16 protein-coding genes and 1 pseudogene are annotated in these 22,525 nt (G+C 64.1%); 11 read left to right on the plus strand and 6 right to left on the minus strand.

The window, feature by feature from the left end; translation table 11 throughout:
* Window positions 1-123 precede the first annotated feature (123 nt).
* The gene (locus tag IC761_RS05060) at window positions 124-897 is read left to right on the plus strand and encodes an SDR family NAD(P)-dependent oxidoreductase (RefSeq protein WP_195802193.1); all 774 of its coding nucleotides are present in this window, start codon (window positions 124-126) and stop codon (window positions 895-897) included.
* A gap of 261 nt (window positions 898-1,158) precedes the next feature.
* On the plus strand, window positions 1,159-2,664 hold the full coding sequence (glpK, locus tag IC761_RS05065) for a glycerol kinase GlpK (RefSeq protein WP_195802194.1): 1,506 nt from the start codon (window positions 1,159-1,161) through the stop codon (window positions 2,662-2,664).
* A 171-nt stretch (window positions 2,665-2,835) separates the two neighbouring features.
* Here glpK and IC761_RS05070 read toward each other — a convergent pair whose 3' ends face one another.
* Complete coding sequence (locus IC761_RS05070; protein ID WP_195802195.1) at window positions 2,836-3,249, minus strand: DUF6636 domain-containing protein; 414 nt, start codon at window positions 3,247-3,249, stop codon at window positions 2,836-2,838.
* Between the two features lie 149 nt (window positions 3,250-3,398).
* On the opposite strand from IC761_RS05070, the gene IC761_RS05075 reads away from it, so the two are divergent.
* The gene (locus IC761_RS05075) at window positions 3,399-4,028 is read left to right on the plus strand and encodes a glutathione S-transferase family protein (protein ID WP_195802196.1); all 630 of its coding nucleotides are present in this window, start codon (window positions 3,399-3,401) and stop codon (window positions 4,026-4,028) included.
* Window positions 4,029-4,226: 198 nt separating this feature from the next.
* Here IC761_RS05075 and metH read toward each other — a convergent pair whose 3' ends face one another.
* On the minus strand, window positions 4,227-8,084 hold the full coding sequence (gene metH, locus IC761_RS05080; RefSeq protein ID WP_195802197.1) for a methionine synthase: 3,858 nt from the start codon (window positions 8,082-8,084) through the stop codon (window positions 4,227-4,229).
* A gap of 6 nt (window positions 8,085-8,090) precedes the next feature.
* On the minus strand, window positions 8,091-9,017 hold the full coding sequence (gene metF, locus IC761_RS05085) for a methylenetetrahydrofolate reductase [NAD(P)H] (RefSeq protein WP_195802198.1): 927 nt from the start codon (window positions 9,015-9,017) through the stop codon (window positions 8,091-8,093).
* 399 nt (window positions 9,018-9,416) lie between these two features.
* On the opposite strand from metF, the gene IC761_RS05090 reads away from it, so the two are divergent.
* On the plus strand, window positions 9,417-10,430 hold the full coding sequence (locus IC761_RS05090; protein ID WP_195802199.1) for an LLM class flavin-dependent oxidoreductase: 1,014 nt from the start codon (window positions 9,417-9,419) through the stop codon (window positions 10,428-10,430).
* A gap of 124 nt (window positions 10,431-10,554) precedes the next feature.
* Here IC761_RS05090 and IC761_RS05095 read toward each other — a convergent pair whose 3' ends face one another.
* Together IC761_RS05095 and IC761_RS05100 are read right to left on the minus strand one after the other, a co-directional pair.
* A complete protein-coding gene (locus IC761_RS05095; RefSeq protein WP_195802200.1) occupies window positions 10,555-11,412 on the minus strand; it encodes a prephenate dehydratase in 858 nt (285 codons plus the stop codon).
* Between the two features lie 21 nt (window positions 11,413-11,433).
* Window positions 11,434-12,174: a 3-deoxy-manno-octulosonate cytidylyltransferase gene (locus IC761_RS05100; RefSeq protein WP_195802201.1), complete on the minus strand. Its 741-nt coding sequence runs from the start codon at window positions 12,172-12,174 to the stop codon at window positions 11,434-11,436.
* Window positions 12,175-12,393: 219 nt separating this feature from the next.
* On the opposite strand from IC761_RS05100, the gene IC761_RS05105 reads away from it, so the two are divergent.
* The 6 genes from IC761_RS05105 (at window position 12,394) to IC761_RS05130 (ending at window position 20,910) form a co-directional block, all read left to right on the plus strand.
* Window positions 12,394-12,948: a c-type cytochrome gene (locus tag IC761_RS05105; protein WP_195802202.1), complete on the plus strand. Its 555-nt coding sequence runs from the start codon at window positions 12,394-12,396 to the stop codon at window positions 12,946-12,948.
* Window positions 12,949-13,161: 213 nt separating this feature from the next.
* Window positions 13,162-15,057, plus strand: a complete 1,896-nt coding sequence (locus IC761_RS05110) for an extracellular solute-binding protein (protein WP_195802203.1) — start codon at window positions 13,162-13,164, stop codon at window positions 15,055-15,057.
* Between the two features lie 14 nt (window positions 15,058-15,071).
* Window positions 15,072-16,973, plus strand: coding sequence for an extracellular solute-binding protein (locus IC761_RS05115; RefSeq protein ID WP_195804553.1), 1,902 nt, complete (start codon window positions 15,072-15,074; stop codon window positions 16,971-16,973).
* A gap of 4 nt (window positions 16,974-16,977) precedes the next feature.
* Window positions 16,978-18,087: a microcin C ABC transporter permease YejB gene (locus IC761_RS05120; protein ID WP_195802204.1), complete on the plus strand. Its 1,110-nt coding sequence runs from the start codon at window positions 16,978-16,980 to the stop codon at window positions 18,085-18,087.
* Window positions 18,087-19,265: an ABC transporter permease gene (locus IC761_RS05125; protein WP_195802205.1), complete on the plus strand. Its 1,179-nt coding sequence runs from the start codon at window positions 18,087-18,089 to the stop codon at window positions 19,263-19,265. The genes IC761_RS05120 and IC761_RS05125 overlap by 1 nt, the downstream gene beginning before the upstream one ends.
* Window positions 19,266-19,272: 7 nt before the next feature.
* Window positions 19,273-20,910 (plus strand): ABC transporter ATP-binding protein, encoded by a 1,638-nt coding sequence (locus IC761_RS05130; protein ID WP_195802206.1) that lies wholly within the window; start codon window positions 19,273-19,275, stop codon window positions 20,908-20,910.
* A gap of 234 nt (window positions 20,911-21,144) precedes the next feature.
* On the opposite strand, the pseudogene IC761_RS05135 reads toward IC761_RS05130, so the two are convergent.
* Window positions 21,145-21,249, minus strand: a pseudogene (locus tag IC761_RS05135) (peptidase P60); the annotation flags it as partial.
* A gap of 275 nt (window positions 21,250-21,524) precedes the next feature.
* On the opposite strand from IC761_RS05135, the gene IC761_RS05140 reads away from it, so the two are divergent.
* A complete protein-coding gene (locus IC761_RS05140; RefSeq protein ID WP_195802207.1) occupies window positions 21,525-22,289 on the plus strand; it encodes a molybdate ABC transporter substrate-binding protein in 765 nt (254 codons plus the stop codon).
* Window positions 22,290-22,525: the final 236 nt, after the last annotated feature.

Here is a 22,525-nt window from a genome sequence, read left to right on the forward strand (position 1 = left end):
TGTCATCCCGGGGCATCGCGAAGCGATGAGCCCGGGATCCATCGGGAGGCATCACGCGCGGTGAAATGGATTCCGGGTTCGCGCTACGCGCGCCCCGGAATGACCAAGAGGAGAGAGACAACAATGAAAAATACCCCGTTCGATCTCACCGGAAAGGTCGCCGTAGTCACCGGCTCCAGCCGCGGCATCGGCCGTTCCTCCGCTGAGCTCCTCGCAAAACTCGGCGCCAAGGTCGTGGTTTCCTCGCGCAAGGCCGACGCCTGCAAGGAGGTCGCCGACGGCATTGTTGCGGCCGGCGGCGATGCCACCGTCATTCCCTGCAACATCGCGCGCAAGGACGAGGTCGAGGCGCTGATCTCGGGCGCGACCAAGCATTACGGCAAGATCGACATCCTCGTCTGCAACGCCGCGGTGAACCCCTATTACGGCCCGCTGCTCGACATCACCGACGAGGCCTTCGACAAGATCATGGGCTCGAACGTCAAGAGCAACATCTGGCTGTCGGCGCTGGCGATCCCGCAGATGGCGGCGCGCGGCAACGGCTCCGTCATCATCATCTCCTCGATCGGGGGCTTGCGCGGCTCCACCGTCATCGGCGCCTACGGCATTTCCAAGGCCGCCGATTTTTCGCTGTGTCGCTCGCTCGCCGGCGAATGGGGCCCGAAAGGCGTCCGCGTCAACTGCATCGCGCCCGGTCTCGTCAAAACCGATTTCGCCCGCGCGCTGTGGGAAGACGAAGCCAACCTCAAGCGCCGCACCGCAACCACGCCGCTCCGCCGCATCGGCGAACCCGACGAGATTGCGGGCGCCGTCGCCTATCTCGCCTCGGACGCGTCGAGCTTCATGACCGGCCAGACCATCGTGATCGACGGCGGCGTCACCACGGCGGCGGTGTAACTTTCTTGCCCTCTCCCCTTGTGGGAGAGGGTGGCTCGCCGCGCAGCGGCGAGACGGGTGAGGGGTATCTCGCCGCGCGTGACTCTCCTACTCCTGAATTCGTGGAGGCATACCCCTCATCCGGCGCTTCGCGCCACCTTCTCCCACAAGGGGAGAAGGAAGAGTGGTGACACCGTCAAGGCAGCTTGACCTTCCGCCGCCAATCCGCTCCCTATGGCGCGACACAATGATCCCCCAGGGATAACGCCAAGGTACGCCGCCATGTCTTTCGTTCTCGCCATCGACCAGGGCACCACCTCGTCGCGCGCCATCGTGTTTCGCAGCGACATCTCGATTGCCGCCCGCGCGCAGCAGGAGTTTCCGCAGCATTTCCCGGCCTCGGGCTGGGTCGAGCACGAGCCGGAGGACATCTGGACCTCGACCGTGATGGTGTGCCGCGACGCGATCGAGCAGGCCGGCATCAGCGCAAAGGACATCGCCGCGATCGGCATCACCAATCAGCGCGAGACCACCGTGGTGTGGGACCGCGCCACGGGCCAGGCCGTGCACCGCGCCATCGTCTGGCAGGACCGCCGCACCGCGGACGTCTGTGCAAGACTGAAGGCCGACGGCCGCGAGCCGGTGATCTCCGAGAAGACCGGACTGATCATCGACCCCTACTTCTCCGGCACCAAGGTCGCCTGGATCCTCGACCACGTCCCCGGCGCGCGCGGCCGCGCGGCGCGTGGCGAGCTGATGTTCGGCACCATCGACTGCTATCTGCTGTGGCGCCTCACCGGCGGCAAGGTCCACGCCACCGACGCCACCAACGCCTCGCGCACGCTGCTGTTCAACATCCACACCGGCCAGTGGGACGATGAGCTCTTGGAGATCATCGGCGTGCCGCGCTCGATGCTGCCCGAGGTGAAGGATTCGTCCGCCCGCTTCGGCGAGAGCGTGCCTGATCTCTTTGGCGGCGCCATTGCGATCTCGGGCATCGCCGGCGACCAGCAGGCCGCGACCATCGGCCAGGCCTGCTTCCGTCCGGGCATGATGAAGTCGACCTACGGCACCGGCTGCTTTGCGCTGCTCAACACCGGCACCACGCCGGTGGTGTCCAGGAACAAGCTGCTCACCACCGTCGCCTACCAGCTCGGGGGAAAGCGCACCTACGCGCTCGAAGGCTCGATCTTCGTGGCGGGCTCGGCGGTGCAATGGCTGCGCGACGGCCTCGGCATCATCAAGCACGCCGCCGAGACCGGACCTCTTGCCGACCAGTCGGACTCGATGCAGAGCGTCTATCTCGTCCCCGCCTTCGTCGGCATGGGCGCGCCCTACTGGAATCCGCGCGTGCGCGGCGCGCTGTTCGGCCTCACCCGCAACACCGGCCCGGCCGAGCTTGCCCATGCCGCGCTCGAAAGCGTCTGCTACCAGACTTTTGACCTGTGGGCTGCGATGCGCGCCGACTGGCCGAGCTCGGATACGGCGAGCGTCGTGCTCCGCGTCGACGGTGGCATGACCGCGTCGGACTGGACCATGCAGCGCCTCGCCGATCTGCTCGACGCGCCGGTCGATCGTCCCGTGATCCAGGAGACCACGGCGTTAGGTGCCGCCTATCTCGCCGGTCTCCAGGCCGGCGTCTATCCCGAGCCGACCAAATTCGCCGACAATTGGCGCCTCGAGCACCGCTTCAAGCCGAACATGAGCCAAGCCACGCGCGAGCGGAAGCTCGCCGGCTGGGCGAGGGCGGTGAAGGGCGTGCTCGCAAGCGACGAGGGCGAGGGGTAGGGGAGGCTCGTAACCCGGCTGTCTCCACACCGTCATTGCGAGGAGCTCTTGCGACGAAGCAATCCAGGCTGTCTCCGCGGAAAGGCTCTGGATTGTTTCGCGGAGCCTGTCATCGGGCCGAGCTGCGCGCGGACCCGTTGACTCACAATGACGGGTGCGCAGGCTACGCCCTCAAAACACCTTCTGCTCCGCCCGCGCCAGCGAAAACCCATGCTGCATGGCGTTGAAGCAGGTCAGCCCGGTCTGCTCCGACCGGCAGGTGAATCCCGCGCGCTGCCACACCTCGCCATAGGCGAGCACGGGCATCGACGGATCCATGATGGTATCGCCGGCGCAGATGCGTTCCGCGCTGCCCTTGGCGCTCATCTCGAAGGCGTGGCCCCATTCGAGCTCGCAATCGGCGGGCCGGCGCGGGCGCGTCTCCATGTTGATGATGTCGCAGCGAAGCACGCCCTGTCCGTTGTCGGTGTAGAACTGGCAGGCGATGTTCTTCGACGGCGTCTGGAAGCCGATCGGGCGGTCTTGCGCGTGGGCGAGGCTTGCGGCGGCGAGCAGGACGAGCACGGCGAATGATCGCAAGGACATGACACAACTCCCAGCTGGTCGGCCGCGCATTGATTCCGCGTTGTTGCAGCAAGTGCAATGCTCTCCTTCCGAGATATTTGTTGCGGTGAGCGCGCATTGACGATGAACTGATCAACCCTGCCGTTTTCCGAACGAGAAGAGCGAGAACCATGTTCCTGATCGGCCAATATGATTCCCCCTTCGTCCGCCGTGTCGCGATTGCGCTCCGGCTCTACGGGCTCGCTGTCGAGCACAAGCCATGGTCGACCTTCGGCGACGCCGACAAGATCGCGCCCTACAACCCGCTACGCCGCGTGCCGACCCTGGTGCTCGATGACGGCGAGGCGCTGATCGAGAGCACGATCATCCTCGATTATCTCGACGAGCTCGTCGGTGCAGACAAGGCGATGCTGCCGCGAAGTGGCGTCGAGCGTCGCCGGCATTTGCGCATCTGCGCGCTCGCCTCCGGCCTCGGCGACAAGGCGGTCAGCCTGCTCTACGAGCGGGTGCTGCGGAAGGAGCAGCTGGCGCTGTGGGTCGAGCGCTGCCAGGCGCAGATCGGCGACGTGCTCAAGGTGCTCGAGGCCAAGCGCGCCAGGGTGACGTCGCCGTACTGGCTCGGCGACCGCATCGGCCATGCCGACATCGCAGTCGCCTGCGTCACCCGCTTCACCCGCGAGGCGCATCCGGAGTTGTTCGATGCCGCGCGTTACCCGGCGCTCGCGGCGCACGCCGAGCGCTGCGAGGCGCTGGCGCCGTTCCAGGAGATCGTGCAGCCGCTGGCGCCGCCGAAGGGTTAGCCCCTCCGTCATTCCGGGCTCGCGCTACGCGCGCCCCGGAATGACGGGGCGGGCACGACATGCGATCCTGCATTTATACAGGTGTTTTGCCCGACGGAGCAAGTCGCTTCGGTAAGACCGAAATTTTATCAAGCCTTTCAACCCCATTTCTACTGTGCATGGGGTTGTTTTTTGCTTTTTGATTGAGTGTGGGGAGGCCTACCCCGCGCCTGCGCGCTTCTTCTGCCAGACCAGATGCACCGCGCAGGTGCAGCCCGGCGGATGCGAGGCGAGCTCCTTTGAGGTCTCGTCGTTTGCCGGAGTCGCCGTGAAGGCCTTTTCAGTGCCCGGCTGCTGCGGGATGTAGTTCAGCACCGGCGCGAGCCAGCGTTCGGTCTCCGCCACCGTCATGCCCTTGCGGGCGGCGTAGTCCTCGACCTGGTCGCGCTCGATCTTGCCGACGCCAAAATAATAGCTCTCGGGGCTGGCGAAATAGAGCCCGGACACGCTACTGCCCGGCCACATCGCAAAGCTCTCGGTCAGCTTCACGCCGGCGGTCGCTTCCGCATCGAGCAGCTCGAACAGCGTCGCCTTCTCGGTGTGATCGGGCTGCGCGGGATAGCCAGGCGCGGGGCGGATGCCCTGGTACTTTTCGAGGATCAGCTCGTCGCTGGAGAGCGCCTCGCTAGGTGCATAGGCCCAGAACTCGCGGCGCACGCGGGCATGCATGCGCTCGGCGAAGGCTTCGGCCAGGCGGTCGGCCAGCGCCTTGCACAGGATCGAGGAGTAGTCGTCGTTGGCCATCTTGAAGCGGTCTGCGACCGCGTCCTCGCCAATGCCGGCCGTGACGACGAAACCGCCGACATAATCGGGCACGCCGGTGCCGGCAGGCGCGACGAAGTCGGACAGCGCGGCATTGAACCGCCCCTCGCGCTTCTCGAGCTGCTGGCGCAGCGTGTGCAGCGTCGCGATCTGCTTGGTCCGGCTCTCATCGGCATAGAGCACGATGTCATCGCCTTGCGCATTCGCCGGCCAGAAGCCGACGGTGGCGCGGGCCCGGAACCATTTTTCCTTGACGATCAGGTCGAGCATCTTGCGTGCGTCATCGTAGAGCGAGCGCGCGACCTCGCCGACCTTGGCATCGTCGAGGATGGCCGGAAAACGTCCGGCGAGCTCCCAGGTCTGGAAGAACGGCGTCCAGTCAATATAGGGCACGAGCTCGGCGAGATCGTAGTCGTCGAAGCTCTTGATGCCGAGGAAAGTCGGCTTCACCGGCTTGTTCGCAGCAAAGTCAACCGGCACGCGGTTCTTGCGGGCCACATCCAGCTTCAGCCGCTTCTTGTCGGCCTGCGCGCGCAGATGCGCGTCGGAGATCTTGGCGTATTCGGCGCGCACCTCGGCGGCATAGGCCTCGCGCTTCTCCGGCGACAGCAGCGAGGAGGCGACGCCGACGGCGCGGCTGGCGTCATTGACGTGCACGACGGGCCCGGCCCGATAGCTCGGGTCGATCTTGACCGCCGTATGCACGCGGCTCGTCGTGGCGCCGCCGATCAGCAGCGGCAGCTTGAGGCCCTCGCGCTGCAATTCGCCGGCGAAGAACGCCATCTCGTCGAGCGAGGGCGTGATCAGGCCGGAGAGACCGACGATGTCCGCTTTCTCCGCCTTCACGGTCTCGACGATCTTGGCCGCCGGCACCATCACGCCGAGGTCGATGACCTCGTAATTGTTGCACTGGAGCACGATGCCGACGATGTTCTTGCCGATGTCGTGGACGTCGCCCTTGACGGTCGCGAGCACGATCTTGCCGGCGGACGAGGAGCCTTCGGTGCCGATGCCGTTGGCAAGGTTGCGCGCCTTCTCCTCCTCCATGAACGGCATCAGCCAGGCCACCGCCTGCTTCATCACGCGGGCGGACTTCACCACCTGCGGCAGGAACATCTTGCCGTCGCCGAAGAGGTCGCCGACAACGTTCATGCCGGCCATCAGCGGTCCCTCGATCACGTCGAGCGGGCGCGAGGAATTCTTGCGGGCTTCCTCGGTGTCCTGCTCGATGAATTCGGTGATGCCGTGCACCAGCGAATGCGACAGCCGCTTCGCCACCGGCCATTCGCGCCAGGCGAGATCGGCTTCCTTGGTCTGGGTCTTGTTGCCGCGGAATTTTTCGGCGAGCGCCAGCAGGCGCTCGGAGGCGCCGGGGTCGCGGTTGAGGACGACGTCCTCGCAGACCTGGCGCAGCTCGGGATCGATGTCGTCATAGACGATCATCTGCCCGGCATTGACGATACCCATGTCCATGCCGGCCTTGATGGCATGATACAGGAACACCGAGTGCATGGCCTCGCGCACCGGCTCGTTGCCGCGGAACGAGAACGACAGGTTGGAGACGCCGCCGGAGATATGCGCGCCCGGCAGGTTTTTGCGGATCCAGCGCGTCGCCTCGATGAAGTCGACGCCGTAATTGTTGTGCTCCTCGATGCCGGTTGCGATCGCAAAAATGTTCGGATCGAAGATGATGTCTTCCGGCGGGAAATCCAGTTGCTCAACGAGGATGTCATAGGCGCGCTTGCAAATCTCGGTCTTGCGCGCGAACGTGTCGGCCTGGCCGACCTCGTCGAACGCCATCACGACCACCGCCGCGCCATGACGGCGCGCGATCCTGGCCTCGTGGATGAACTTCTCCACGCCTTCCTTCATCGAGATCGAGTTGACGATCGGTTTGCCCTGCACGCATTTCAGGCCGGCCTCGATCACCGTGAACTTCGAGGAGTCCACCATCACCGGAACGCGGGCGATGTCGGGCTCGGCGGCAACGAGGTTGAGGAAGGTCACCATCGCGGCTTCCGAATCCAGCAAACCCTCGTCCATGTTGACGTCGATGACCTGCGCGCCGTTCTCGACCTGGTCGCGCGCGACCTGGAGCGCGGCGGTGTAGTCGCCGTTGGTGATCAGCTTGCGGAAGCGGGCCGAGCCGGTGACGTTGGTGCGTTCGCCGATGTTGACGAAGGGGATGGCATCCGTCAGCACGAACGGCTCGAGGCCGGAGAGCCGCAGGCGCGGCTCGATCTCCGGCACGATGCGCGGCTTGTGCGGCGCCACCGCAGCGGCGATCGCCGCGATGTGGTCCGGCGTGGTCCCGCAGCAGCCGCCGACGATGTTGACGAGGCCGGACGCAGCGAACTCGCCGACCAGGCGCGCCATGTATTCCGGCGTCTCGTCGTACTGGCCGAACTCGTTGGGCAGGCCGGCATTGGGATAGGCGCATACAAGAGTATCGGCGACGCGGCCGATATCGGCGATATGGGCGCGCAGATCTTCCGCGCCGAGCGCGCAGTTGAAGCCGATGGTGATGGGCTTTGCATGCCGCACCGAATTCCAGAATGCTTCCGGCATCTGGCCCGAAAGCAGGCGGCCGGATTTGTCGGTGATGGTGCCTGATACCATCACGGGCACGTCAATGCCGCGCGCTTCGGTGATCTCGGCGATGGCGTAGAGCGCCGCCTTGGCGTTCAGCGTGTCGAAGATGGTTTCGACCAGCAGCAGGTCGACGCCGCCGTCGAGCATGCCGTTGATCTGTTCGCCATAGGATTTGCGCAGATCGTCGAAGGTGACGGCGCGGTAGCCGGGGTTCGCCACGTCAGGCGAGATCGAGGCGGTGCGGTTGGTCGGGCCGATGGCCCCCGCAACGAAGCGCGGCTTGCCATCCTCGGCGGCGACGCGGCGGGCGGCGTTGCCGGCGAGGCGGGCGCCTTCGCGCGCCATTTCATACACAATGTCGGTGAGGTCGTAATCGGCCTGCGCGATCGAGGTGGTCGAGAAGGTGTTGGTCGCGACGATGTCGGCGCCGGCGCGCAAATAGGCTGCGTGGATGTCCTCGATCGCCTGCGGCTGCGTCAGGATCAGCAGATCGTTGTTGCCGCGCAGGTCGCGATGGAAATCCTTGAAGCGCTCGCCGCGGAAGGCGGCTTCGTCGAACTGGAGGTTCTGGATCATCGTGCCCATGGCGCCGTCGAGCACGAGAATGCGCTCGCGCGCGGCGTTGATGAGGGCAGTTCGCTGGGGCGAGGTGGATACGGTCATGTTGTCTTACGCAGCCTTCTGGGCGCTCTTGGCGCGGATCCCGAGCAAATGGCTGATCGCGAACACGAGATCGGCACGGTTCATGGTGTAGAAATGGAAGGTGTCGACGCCGCGCTTGGCGAGCTTCTGCACCTGGCCGGCCGCAACGGTGGCAGCCACCAGCTTGCGCGTCTCGGCATCGTCGTCGAGGCCGTCGAACTTTTCGGCGAGCCAGTCCGGAACGCTGGTGCCGGTGCGGGTGACGAAATTGCGGGCCTGCTTGAAATTGTGCATGGGCATGATGCCCGGCACGATCGGGATGTCGATGCCGCGGGCGCGGACGCGGTCGAGGTAGCGGAAGTAGAGGTCGTTATCGAAGAACACCTGGGTGATCGCGCGCGTTGCGCCGGCATCGACCTTGGCCTTCAGCGTGTCGATATCGGCGTCGAAGTCGCGCGCTTCGGGATGCTTCTCTGGGTAGGCCGAGACCGAAACTTCGATATCTGCATGACGCTTCTTGATGCCCGCGACCAGCGCGTCGGACGTCTGATAGCCGTCGGGATGGGTGGAGTAGGGCGTGCCGATGCCGCCGGGCGGATCGCCGCGCAGGCCGACGATGTGCCGGACGCCGACTTCGTGATAGCGGTCGACGATCTCGTCGATCTCGCCGCGCGAGGCGCCGACGCAGGTGAGATGTGCGGCCGGCAGCAGCGCGGTCTCCTTCAGGATCCGCGAAATGGTCGAATGGGTGCGCTCGCGAGTCGAGCCGCCGGCGCCGTAGGTCACCGAGACGAACTTTGGATCGAGCGGGGCAAGCCGGTTGATGGTCTCCCAGAGATTGCGCTCCATCTCCTCGGTCTTCGGCGGAAAGAACTCGAAGGAGATCGCAGGCCGCTTCACGGCGAAGTGTCCGTCTTGCCCGTCGGATGGGGCAGGATTCGTCAGATCGGTCATGGCACCACTCACTCCAGAAGGCTTAGCCAGCGGGCTGGCAGCCGGCGGCCAGCTTTAGTTGGGAGAGGCTAAGATAGGGCAAAGAGGGTTTGCTCGACAGCCCATCCATGATGGGAAATAGCCCACTATCTCCAGTTAAATGCCGATTTACCCGCCATATCGAAGTGGGGTGGGAAATCTCGGATAAAAAAATTATCTAGGTATTTCAGACTAATATCCTCTGTACGATGGCCGTATGGTGCCGTCTATGGCTGTGGGCAGTTTGGATAAATCTTTATAGAGACCAATTTTGTCCCACGATTGAATCGTGGCCAAGACAACGGTCTCTCGGCCCGCACACGCCAGACCTGCGCGGGCTGCCCATTGCCGCTGCGCCGCCCTCCACTACGTTAACCCGCCATGATCCCGCTCTCAGTCCTCGACCTCTCGGTCGTAACCACAGGCACAAAGCCCGCCGCGGCGCTGCGCAACAGCATCGATCTGGCGCGCCATGTCGATGGGCTCGGCTATGTCCGCTACTGGCTCGCCGAACATCACAACCTCGCTTCGGTGGCAAGCCCGGCGCCCGATGTGATGATCGGGCAGATCGCGGCGGTCACGAAGCATATCCGCGTCGGCTCCGGCGGCGTGATGCTGCCCAACCACGCGCCGCTGGTGGTGGCCGAACGCTTCAAGATGCTGGAGGCGCTGTTTCCCGGCCGTATCGACCTCGGCCTCGGCCGCGCGCCCGGCACCGATGGCGCCACGGCCTACGCCCTCAGAAGCCGGCTCGACCGTCGCGAGGGCGATGATTTCCTGGAGCGGCTGCACGAATTGATTCTGTGGGAGACCCGCGAATTCCCCGCAGGGCATCCCTACCACAACGTCGTCGCGATGCCCGACGATACCAGGCTGCCGCCGATCTGGCTGCTCGGCTCCAGCGACTACTCCTCGGAGCTCGCCGCGCAAGTGGGCATGGGCTTTGCGTTTGCCCATCATTTCGCATCTCACGATGCGATCGACGCGATGGTGCATTATCGCAACCGCTTCCAGCCCTCGGCCTGGCGCGCGACCCCGCACGCGATCCTCGCAGTCGCGGCGATCGCGGCCGACACCGATGAAGAGGCCGAAAAGCTCGCCACGTCCTTCGACCTCAACCGGCTGCGCCGCGACCGCGGCCAATATCTGCCGCTGCCGAGCGTCGAAGAAGCGCTGGCCTATCCTTACTCGGACTCCGAGCGCACCTCGATTGCCCGCAACCGCTCGCGCCTGTTCGTCGGCAATCCCACGACGGTGCAGAAAAAGCTTCAGCAACTGATGGACGCGAGCAAGCCGGACGAGTTGATGGTGATCACGGCCGTGTACGACCACGAGGCCAGAAAGAGATCGTATTCACTGCTGGCGGAGGCGTTCGGACTTAGGGCGGCCGCGTAACAACTCTCGTGCCCCGGACGCAGCGCAGCGCCCTTCAGCGGTGCGCTGCAGAGCCGGGCCCCATCTCACCGCAAGCGGAGGCTTCTGGGTCCCGGCTCGCGCTTCGCGCGTCCGGGACAAGAAATCAATCCTGCGTCTCGCTGAACGTCGCCCGGAACGGGTGGCCCGGATAGACGCCGACGATGCGGAATTCGCGCGAGAAGAATTTCAGCTCCTCGATCGCAAACGCCAGGCCCTTGTCCTCGGGATGGCCGTCGACATCGGCATAGAACTGCGTGGCGAAGAAATTGCCGTCGACCATGTAGCTCTCGAGCTTGGTCATGTTGACGCCGTTGGTGGCAAAGCCGCCGAGCGCCTTGTAGAGCGCGGCGGGCAAATTGCGCACCCGGAAAACAAACGTCGTGACCAGCGGGCCGGAGCCTTGCGCCGCCCATTTCGGCTCGCGCGCCAGCACCACGAAGCGCGTGGTGTTATGCGCCTCATCCTCGATGTCCTCGGCGAGGATGTCGAGGCCGTAGATCTTTGCGGCGAGGCGCGAGGCGATCGCGGCGACGGTCTTGTCCTTGCGCTCGGATATGTCGCGGGCGCTGCCGGCGGTATCGGCGTGCACGATCGGCTTGATGCCGAGCTTGCGGATGATGCGCCGGCACTGGCCGAGTGCATGCACATGGCTCTCGACGCTCTTGATGTCCTCGATCTTCGTCCCGTTCACCGCCATCAATTGATGCCGGACCGGCAAGAACCATTCGCCGATGATGAAGAGGCCGGAGGCCGGCAGAAGGTGATGGATATCGGCGACGCGGCCGGCGACCGAGTTCTCGATCGGGATCATGCCGAGATCGGCCTCGCCCGAGGAAATCGCCGACAGCGCATCCTCGAAGGTGGCGCAGGGCAGCGGCTCGGCGTCGGGATAGGCCTCGACGATGGCGATATGGGAATTGGCTCCGGGTTCGCCCTGGAATGCGATCTTCATCTTGCTCATGTTCGGTCTTGTAACAGCGGCTCAGGATTTGGAAAGGATGCTGCGGGCGGTCTCGAGGTCCGGCGGCGTGTCGACGCCGCGGGGCACGCTGTCGACGATCATGATGTCGATGCGCATGCCGGCCTCCACCGCCCGGAGCTGCTCCAGGTTTTCCTGAACTTCCAGGGGGGAGCGTGGCAGCGACACGAACCGCTCCAGCGCGGCGCGGCGGTAAGCATAGAGGCCGATATGGTGGTAGCGCGGTCCGTTGCCGTAAGGGGCGGTGGCGCGGGTAAAATAGAGCGCCCGCATCCGTCGCGGCCCGATCGGCGAGCCGATAGCCTTGACGACGCTCGGTGCGAGGTCCTCCTCCTCGCTATGGATCTGCGAGGCCAGCGTGACGATGTCGACCGCGGGGTCGGCGAATGGCGGCAGCACCTCGCGGATGGTCTGCGGCGTGATGGTCGGAAAATCGCCCTGGAGATTGATCACGATCTCGGCCTTGCCGTCCGGATCGAGCTTCTGCATGGCCTCGTGGATGCGATCGGAGCCGGACGGATGCTCGGGGCTGGTCATCACGGCCTCGCCGCCATGGGCGGTCACCGCGGATGCGATCTCGTCGGTGTCGGTTGCGACCGCAACCCGGCCGATGCCGGCGGCCTCCGCGCGGCGCAGCACGTGCACGATCATCGGCAGGCCCGCGATATCGGCGAGCGGCTTGCCGGGCAGGCGGGTGGCAGCCATGCGGGCCGGGATCAGCACCAGGATGCGGGGATCGGTCATCGGGTCAAGGGCCTGGAAACGAGGCGTTTTCCGCCTCAAGAAATCGATGGGGATGGGGCGAAAGCCGGGTCGCTTATACGGGTTGCCAGACCCCGGGCAAACCGATATCTCAATGGCAAAACTCGGGGAAACAATAAGGAACGTTTTGATTCTCCCGAGGCTCGTCCTGGCGGCCGCCTGGCCGCTTATTCCTTCTTGCGGTGTGGGGCCTGGCCGGAAATGGACTCGTTTGAACTCAACAAGATTATCGGTGCCGTTCTCGGCACCTGTCTCATCCTGCTGGTGACGAGCTTCACCGCCCAGGCACTGTTCTCGCCCAAGATGCCGGAAAAGCCGGGTTTCGAAATCGCGGTGAAGGAAACGGCTGGCGACAAGGAAGGTGCTGCGGCTGCCGCGGCGCCCTCCGAGCCGATCGAGAAGCTGCTCCAGACCGCCTCCGTCGAGAAGGGCGCCTCCGCCGCCAAGAAGTGCGGCGCCTGCCACACCTTCGAGAAAGGCGGCCCGAATCGCGTCGGTCCGAACCTGTTTGGCATTGTTGACGATCATCGCGGCGAAGGCCGCAATGGCTTCAACTTCTCGGCCGCGATGAAGGCCAAGGGCGGCACCTGGACCATCGACGATCTGAACAAGTTCATCGCCAACCCGAAGGGCTTCGTTCCGGGTACCGCGATGGGCTTCGCCGGTATTCCGAAGGACTCTGAGCGCGCCGACGTGATCGCCTACCTGAACAGCCTGTCCGACAGCCCGAAGCCGCTGCCAACCGCGGCGAAATAAGGCCTCACGGACATCAATCTTGGAACATGCGGCCAGGCTGAAAAGCCTGGCCGTTTCGTTGTCCGCGCCTCGCGATGTCGTTATCGGGGCGTTTGGCCGCAGCGAGCCGCCATCCCGGGCTTCCAAGATGAGGAAAAAGCAACATATTCGGTCGAAACCTCGCCTATATTGGGACCTTAAAGGAGTAACCTCCTTCAAGACAGGGATGTTGATTTGGCCATTACCCGACGCGATCTCCTGCTCACCGGCACTGCCGCCGCAGCGCTTCCCGCCCTTGGCGCCGTTGCGGGCGTTCCCGTCATCGGCACGGCCGAGGCGCAATCGGCGGGTGAGCTCCCGTGGCGCCATGCGCTGTCGCTGTTCGGCGACATCAAGTACCCCGCCGACTTCAAGCGCTTCGACTACGTCAATCCGGACGCGCCCAAGGGTGGCGTCGCGCGGCTGATCTCGATCGGCACGTTCGACAATTTCAACGTCGCGGTGGCCGGCATCAAAGGTGCGTTCGCACCGGGTGCGGCCATGATCTACGAAACGCTGATGACCCGGGCGCAGGACGAGGTGGCGACCGAGTACGGCGAGCTTGCCGAGACGGCACAACATCCGGACGATTTTTCCTGGGTGATCTATCGTCTGCGCAAGGACGCCCGCTGGCACGACGGCAAGCCGGTGACGCCGGAGGACGTCATCTTCTCGCTGGAGACGTTCAAGCAGCACAGCCCGATGTATGCGTCCTATTATCGCCACGTGACGAAGGCGGAGAAGGTCGGTGAGCGCGACGTCAAATTCAGCTTCGACGGGCCGGGCAACCGGGAATTGCCGACCATCGTCGGCGAGCTGACCGTGCTGCCGCAGCACTGGTGGGAAGGCACCGACGCGCAGGGCCGCAAGCGCGACGTCGGGGCCACCACGCTGGAGATTCCGCTCGGGTCCGGGCCGTACCGGATCAAGGAGTTCGTGGCGGGGCGTTCGCTCAAGCTCGAGCGCGTGAAGGACCATTGGGGCGCCAATGTCCCGAGCCAGGTCGGCCAGAACAATTTCGACGAGCTGCGCTTCGAGTTCTTCCGCGACAACCAGGTCGCGCTGGAAGCCTTCAAGGCCGATCAGGCCGACTGGATCTCGGAAAATTCCGCCAAGCAATGGGCGACGGCCTACGACTTCCCGGCGGTGGCCGAGAAGCGGGTGCTCAAGGAAGAATTTCCGGTCAACGATTCCGGCCGCATGCAGGCTTTCGTGGTCAACACCAGGCGCGATCAGTTCAAGGACGCGCGGGTGCGGCGTGCCTTCAACTACGCCTTCGACTTCGAGGAGATGAACAAGCAGCTGTTCTTCGGTCAGTACAAGCGCATCAACAGCTATTTCGAAGGGACCGAGCTCGCCGCAACCGGCCTGCCGCAGGGCGAGGAATTGCAGCTCCTCGAAGCCCTGAAGGACAAGGTACCGCCGGACGTCTTCACCACGCCTTACCAGAATCCGGTCGGCGGCAATCCGGAAGCGGTGCGCGCCAATTTGCGCGAAGCCGCCAGGCTCCTGAAGGAGGCCGGCCTCGAAATCCGCGACCACAAGCTGGCCGATTCGTCCGGCAAGCCGCTGAGCGTCGAGATCCTGGTGCAGGATCCCTCGTCCGAGCGCATCGCGCTGTTCTACAAGCCGTCGCTGGAGCGGATCGGCGTCAGTACCTCGATCCGCATGGTCGACGACGCGCAGTACCAGAACCGGCTGCGCAGCTTCGACTTCGACATGATCATCGATCAATGGGGCGAGTCGCTCTCGCCGGGCAATGAGCAGCGCGAATATTGGAGCTCGCAGACCGCCGACGTTCCCGGTGCGCGCAACACCATCGGCATCAAGAACCCGGCCGTGGATGCCTTGATCGACAAGGTGATCTTCGCCAAGGACCGCGCCGGCCTTGTCGCCGCGACACGCGCGCTCGATCGCGTGCTGCTGTGGAATTTCTACGTGGTGCCGCAGTTTACCTATTCGTTCGCCCGCTACGCCCGCTGGGACCGCTTCAGCCATGCCGACCCGCTGCCGAAATACGGCCGCTCCGGCCTGCCGACGCTGTGGTGGTATGACACCGAGAAGGCGGCGCGGATCGGAAAACGATCTTGAAGACGCGATTGCGCATGGCGCAGCTGTCACGCCGGCATGTGCTGGCCCTGGGCGCGGGCGGCGTGCTCGGTGCCGCCCTGCCGCGCGGCGCGGCGGCGTCGGAAGGGCCGGCCGAGGTCCATGGCATCTCGGCGTTCGGCGATCTCAAATATCCCGCCGACTTCCACCATTTCGACTATGTCAATGTCGATGCGCCGAAGGGCGGCGCGTTCTCGCTGATTCCGTCGTCGCGCGGCTACAACCAGTCCTATTTCACCTTCAACTCGCTCAACGCCTTTGTCCTGAAGGGCGAGGGCGCACAGGGCATGGACCTGACCTTCGCCACGCTGATGGCGCATGCCGGCGACGAGCCCGATGCGATGTATGGCTTTGCCGCGAAGTCGGTGCAGATATCGCCCGACAAGCTCGCTTATCGCTTCACCATGCGGCCCGAGGCGACGTTTCACGACGGCTCGAAGCTGTCCGCGCACGACGTCGCATTCTCCATCAACGTGCTGAAGGAGAAGGGTCACCCGCTGATCCAGATCCAGATGCGCGACGTCAGGGGCGCCGAGGCGCTGGACGATGCCACATTGGTGGTGACCTTCGCCGAGAAGCGCGCGCGCGACGTGCCGCTCTACGTGGCGGGCCTGCCGATCTTCTCGAAGGCCTACTATGCCAGCCGGCCGTTCGAGGAGACCTCGACCGATACGCCGCTCGGCTCCGGTCCCTACAAGGTCGGCAAGTTCGAGATCAATCGCTTCATCGAGTTCGAGCGGGTCAAGGATTGGTGGGGCGCCGATCTTCCGGTCTGCCGCGGCAGCAACAATTTCGACGTGATCCGCTATGAATTCTATCGCGACCGCGACGTCGCCTTCGAAGGCTTTACCGGCAAGAACTATCTCTACCGGGAAGAGTTCACCTCGCGGATCTGGGCGACGCGCTACGATTTCCCCGCCATCCAGGATGGCCGGGTCAAGCGCGAGCAGGTGCCGGACCAGACCCCGTCGGGTGGCCAGGGCTGGTTCCTGAACACGCGGCGCGACAAGTTCGGGGATCCCAAGGTCCGGGAGGCGATCAACTGCGCGTTCGACTTCGAGTGGACCAACAAGACCATCATGTACGGCGCCTATGCGCGCACGGTCTCGCCATTCCAGAACTCCGATCTTGTCGCGACGGGTGTGCCGTCGCCCGAGGAGTTGAAGCTGCTGGAGCCTTTCCGCGGCCAGGTGCCCGACGAGGTGTTCGGCGAGCCCTATTTGCCGCCGGTGTCGGACGGCTCGGGCCAGGATCGTGCGCTGCTGCGCAAGGCGCAGCAATTGCTTCAGGAGGCCAAGCTGACGGCCAGGGACGGCAAGCGGATCTTGCCGAATGGCGAGGTCTTCGCGATCGAATTCCTGATCGACGAGGCGTCGTTCCAGCCGCACCACGGCTCGTTCCTGAAGAACCTGAATACGCTCGGTATCGAGGCCAATTTGCGCCTGGTCGACGCGGTCCAGTATCGCGCGCGGCTTGAATCGTTCGACTTCGACGTCGGCATCCAGCGCCTGACCATGTCGGCGACGCCCGGCGACAGCCTGCGGACCTATTTCACCTCGCAGGCCGCGGCGACGAAGGGATCGTATAATCTGGCGGGCGCCGCCAGTCCGGCGATGGATGCCCTGGTCGAGAAGGCCATGGCGGCCGAAACACGCAGCGATCTGACCTTTGCCTGTCGCGCGCTCGACCGCGTCTTCCGCGCCGGCCGCTACTGGGTGCCGCAATGGTACAACACCAGCCATCGGCTCGCCTATTGGGATGTGTTCGGCCATCCCAAGGACCTGCCGCGCTACGCCCTCAACGATTATTCCAGCGGCGTCGGCGAGCGAACCCTGTGGTGGTCCGACCCAGCCAAGTTCGATCACAAGTCCGATCACAAGTCCGATCAGGCGAAGTAAGCTCATGAGTGCCTATATCGCCCGCCGTCTTCTCCTGATGATTCCGACGCTGCTCGGGATCCTCTTCATCTCCTTCGTCGTGGTGCAGTTCGCGCCCGGCGGCCCGGTCGAGCGGGTGATCGCGCAACTCTCGGGCGCCGACACCGGCGGCACGTCGCGCATTTCCGGCGGCGGCGATTTCGCGCAGCGCGCGCCGGGACAGCTCGGCGCCGGCGCCGACGCGGTCAATTCGAAATATCGCGGCGCCCAGGGGCTCGATCCCGAGTTCATCAAGAAGCTGGAAAAGCAGTTCGGCTTCGACAAGCCCGCGCCCGAGCGCTTCCTGATGATGGTCTGGAATTATGCGCGGTTCGATTTCGGCGACAGCTATTTCCGCACGGTCAGCGTCATCCAGCTCGTCAAGGAGAAGCTGCCGGTCTCGATCTCGCTCGGCATCTGGCTGACGCTGCTGACATATCTGATCTCGATCCCGCTCGGCATCCGCAAGGCGGTCAGGGACGGCACCCGCTTCGACATGTGGACCTCGACGGTGATCGTGCTCGGCTACGCCATCCCCGGCTTCCTGTTCGCGATCCTCTTGATCATCCTGTTTGCCGGCGGCTCCTTCTTCAACTGGTTCCCGCTGCGCGGGCTGACGTCGGACGGCTGGTCGCAGTATCCGTGGTATTGGAAGATCATCGATTATTTCTGGCACCTGACGCTGCCCTTGATCTCGCTGGCGCTCGGTGCGTTCGCGACCATGACGTTCCTCACCAAGAACTCGTTCCTCGACGAGATCCGCAAGCAGTATGTGATGACTGCGCGGGCCAAGGGCTGTAGCGAGAACCAGGTGCTCTATGGCCACATCTTCCGCAACGCGATGCTGATCGTGATCGCGGGCTTTCCCGGCGCCTTCATCGGCGCCTTCTTCTCAGGCTCGCTGCTGATCGAGACCATCTTTTCCCTGGATGGGCTGGGATTGCTCGGGTTCGAGAGCGTGCTCAACCGCGACTATCCCGTCGTGTTCGGCACGCTCTACATCTTCTCCCTCATCGGCCTCGTGGTGAGCCTGATTTCGGATCTGACCTATATGTGGATCGATCCAAGGATCGATTTCGAGGCGCGGGAGGTGTGATGACGATCACCGCGCCAAATCCGCCTGAGACCAATACGACGTCGCCGCCCGGCGCCGCCACGCCGGTTGCGCGCAAGCCGTTCGTGCCGTCGCCGCTCAACCGGCGCCGCTGGCAGAATTTCAAGGCGAACCGGCGCGGCTACTGGTCGTTCTGGATCTTCATGGTCCTGTTCGTGGTGTCGCTCTGCGCCGAGCTGATCGCCAACGACCGGCCGTTCCTGATCAAGTATGACGGCCATCTCTATTGGCCGGCCTTCGTGACCTATTCGGAGACGACCTTCGGCGGCGACTTCGAGACCGCGGCCGACTACCGCGATCCGTATTTGCAGAAGCTGATCAAGGACAAGGGCGGCAGCATCGTCTGGCCGCTGATCCGCTACTCCTATGGCACCCACAATCTCGACCTGCCGACGCCGGCGCCGTCGCCGCCCACCTGGTGGCTGACGGAGGCGCAGTGCAAGCCGGTGGTGGAGAAGAAGGGCCTGAAGGGCTGCCGTGACCTCGAATACAACTGGCTTGGCACCGACGACCAGGGCCGCGACGTGGTCGCGCGGATGATCTACGGTTTTCGCATCTCGGTGCTGTTCGGCCTGATCCTCACCATCGTGTCGTCCGTCATCGGCGTCGTCGCCGGCGGCGTGCAGGGCTATTTCGGCGGCTGGACCGATCTGTTGTTTCAGCGCTTCATCGAGATCTGGAACGCCATCCCCTATCTCTATCTTCTGCTGATCATCTCGGCGGTGCTGCCGCCGGGCTTTTTCATACTGCTCGGCATCATGGTGTTGTTTCACTGGGTGTCGCTCGTCGGCCTCGTACGCGCGGAATTCTTGCGCGGGCGCAACTTCGAATACATCCAGGCTGCGCGGGCGCTTGGTGTGTCGGATCGCGTGATCATGTTCCGCCATTTGTTGCCGAACGCCATGGTCGCGACCATGACGTTCCTGCCGTTCATCGTGTCATCGTCGGTGATGACGCTGACGGCGCTGGACTTCCTCGGCTTCGGCCTGCCTCCCGGCTCGCCCTCGCTCGGTGAGCTCTTGTCGCAGGCCAAGGCCAATGTGCAGGCGCCGTGGCTCGGCTTCAGCGGCTTCTTCTCGGTCGCGATCATGCTGTCGCTGCTGATCTTCACCGGCGAAGCGGTGCGCGACGCCTTCGATCCGCGCAAGACCTTCAAGTGAGGGCGTGATGGACGCGATCAACCAGCCGCTGCTCAGCGTGCGCGACCTCTCGGTGGCCTTCCACCAGGGCGGCGCCACCACGCTCGCGGTCGACAAGGTCTCGTTCCAGATCAAGCGCGGCGAATGCGTCGCGCTGGTCGGCGAATCCGGCTCCGGCAAGTCGGTCAGCGCGCTCTCGATCCTGAAGCTCCTGCCCTATCCGAACGCCTCGCATCCCTCGGGCAGCATCCGCTTCAAGGGACAGGAGCTGATCGACCGCTCGGAGCGCGAGATGCGGGAGGTGCGCGGCAGCGACATCTCCATCATCTTCCAGGAGCCGATGACCTCGCTCAATCCGCTGCACACGATCGAGGCGCAGATCGGCGAGATCATCCAGCTGCACAACCCGACCAGCAACGCGCGGACGCGCGAGCGGACGCTGGAGCTGCTCACACAAGTCGGCATTCCCGAGCCCGAGACGCGGCTGAAGAGCTATCCGCACCAGCTCTCCGGCGGCCAGCGCCAGCGCGTGATGATCGCGATGGCGCTTGCCAACGAGCCGGACCTCTTGATCGCGGACGAGCCGACCACGGCGCTCGACGTCACCGTGCAGGCGCAGATCCTGGCGCTGCTCGCCGAGATCCGCGCCCGGCTCGGCATGAGCCTGCTGTTCATCACCCATGATCTCGGCATCGTGCGCCGCATCGCCGACCATGTCTGCGTCATGAAAAGCGGTGAGATCGTCGAGCAGGGGCCGGTCGAGCAGGTGTTCAGGAGTCCAAAGCATCCCTACACGCGCGACCTGCTCGCGGCGGAGCCGAAGCCGGATCCAGCGCCGCCGCGGCCGGACGCGCCGGTGGTGATGTCGGCCGATGATTTGAAGGTCTGGTTTCCGATCAAGCGCGGACTGATGCGCAAGACGGTCGGCCACATCAAGGCGGTCGATGGCGTCAGCGTCGCCGTGCGCAAGGGCGAGACGCTCGGCGTCGTCGGCGAATCCGGCTCGGGCAAGACCACGCTGGGGCTGGCGCTGCTGCGGCTGATCTCCTCGAACGGGCGCATCGTGTTCTTGGGCAAAGACATCCAGGGCCTGCGCTTCAAGGAGATGCGCCCTATCAGGCGCGACATGCAGGTGGTGTTCCAGGACCCGTTCGGCTCGCTCAGCCCGCGCATGTCGGTCGCCGACATCGTCGCCGAAGGTCTCTCCGTGCATCAGCCGACACTCTCGCGCGAGGAGCGCGAGGCGCGCGTCGTCAAGGCGCTCGAGGACGTCGGCCTGAAGCCCGACACCCGCTACCGCTATCCGCACGAATTCTCCGGCGGCCAGCGTCAGCGCATCTCGATCGCGCGCGCAATGGTGCTGGAGCCGGATTTCGTGGTGCTGGACGAGCCGACCAGCGCGCTCGACATGCTGTTCCAGGCGCAGATGGTCGATCTCTTGCGCGAGCTCCAGCGCAAGCGCGACCTGACCTACATGTTCATCTCGCACGATTTGCGCGTGGTCGCCTCGCTCGCGAGCCACCTCATCGTGATGCGCGGCGGCAAGGTGGTCGAGGAAGGCCAGGCCGCCGACCTGTTCAAGAGCCCGAAGACGGATTACACCCGCGCGCTGTTCGCGGCCGCGTTCCGGCTGGAGATGGCGGGCGACGGCTCGGTCGCGACGTAGCCCCTTCACCTCTCCCGAAGGGAGAGGTGCGCAAGCAAATCGGTTGAGGGGCGGAACACTCACGCCTCACATTCGCTGTCGTCCCGGCGAAGGCCGGGACCCATACCGCGGAATCTCTCGGCTGCAATCGGTAGGTGTGCCGAACAGCGGTTCTTCGCCAAGCGTCCCCCGGGGCAATGGGTCCCGGCCTTCGCCGGGACGACGATCAGGAGGGTTGTTTGCGCCCTTGCGAGCTCAACCAAGCCGCTTGATCTCCACGATCTCGCTACCCGCCTGCCTGATCCGCGCAATGGCCGGCTCGATCGGCTCGATCACCGTCGCCATGTGATGCGCGTTGGCAATGAACCACGATTACGGTGACAGTGCACTTAATCATCCGTCGATAGACGGCGCAGCCTTCGATCCGCGCGTGCCGGGCTTGAAAGGGCGGAGCGGCCAATTGAGTGCACTGTCACCGTAATTCCGCGGCGGTCAGCGGACGTGATTGACCCAACTGAGACATGGGGTGCCGCCGTCCGCCTTGCGAGAGTACCGAGAAACGTGAATATTCATGCTGGTTCGCGTGTCTCAGGAAAATCCCGTAATAGAGCGCTGCAATGAATAGGGGTCTTGTCATGACAAGGTATCCGATTACGGTGGCCGCCTCGGTGCTAGCTCTGGCGCTTGTGGTGTCGCCGTCAGCCAATGTGCAGGCTGCCGAACTCAGGCTTCTGGCAGGTGGAGCAATGTCGGCCGTTTGGGCCGATATCAAACCGCAGTTTGAGCAAGCCTCTGGTCACAAGCTTGAAATTTTCCTTGGCACAACTCCGAACCTCATAAAGGAAGCCACATCGGGCAAGCCGTTCGATGTTGGCGTTGTACCTGTCGAGGTTATGCAGGATGCGTCGGCCAGAGCTAAATTCGTGGCAAGTCCGACAATCGATATTGCTCACGTTGGCCTCGGCGTTGCCGTCCAATCTGGCGCTCAAAAGCCTGAAATCGGCAACGCTGATGCCCTCAAAGCAACGCTGCTCAAAGCTCAGTCTATTGCCTCGATCCCGGAGAGCGCCACCGGCTATTCAATCGCAAAGGTATTTGATCGCCTTGGAATTACCGAGCCGATGAAGGCGAAGATGAAGGCGCAGCCCAACCCCGCGCAGGTCGTCGCGGTGGTCGCCAAGGGTGAAGTCGAATTGGGCATATTCCTTATCAACGTTCTCACGGCTCCCGGTTTGGAAGTCGTCGGTCCATTTCCGGCCGAACTGCAACAAAACGTGGTGTTTACGGCGGCGATCGGATCGGAAACCAAAGAAACTACCGCCGCCAAGGACCTTATTGAGTACCTTAAAAGTCCGGCGGCAGTTGCAATCATCAAATCAAAGGGCATGAACCCCGGCTGATCCGACGGATCAACCCGTTGCGCGGGAGACGTTCCTCGCGCTTCGCGTCGCGTGTTCGATCATCAGCGGTGCCACCGAAAACGTCCGTCACTTCCGTTAATGGCCGATTTTGTTGCAGAAGTCGGTAGGATCGACGCTCTCAGCCGAGGCCGAGATCTGAAAATTTGGGCTCGCGATCTCTCGGCCGCCTGCCCGGCATGGGCTGCGGATACGCCCCCGGGCACTGATGTTTGACG

The organism is Bradyrhizobium commune, assembly GCF_015624505.1.
Taxonomy (GTDB): Bacteria; Pseudomonadota; Alphaproteobacteria; order Rhizobiales; family Xanthobacteraceae; genus Bradyrhizobium; species Bradyrhizobium commune.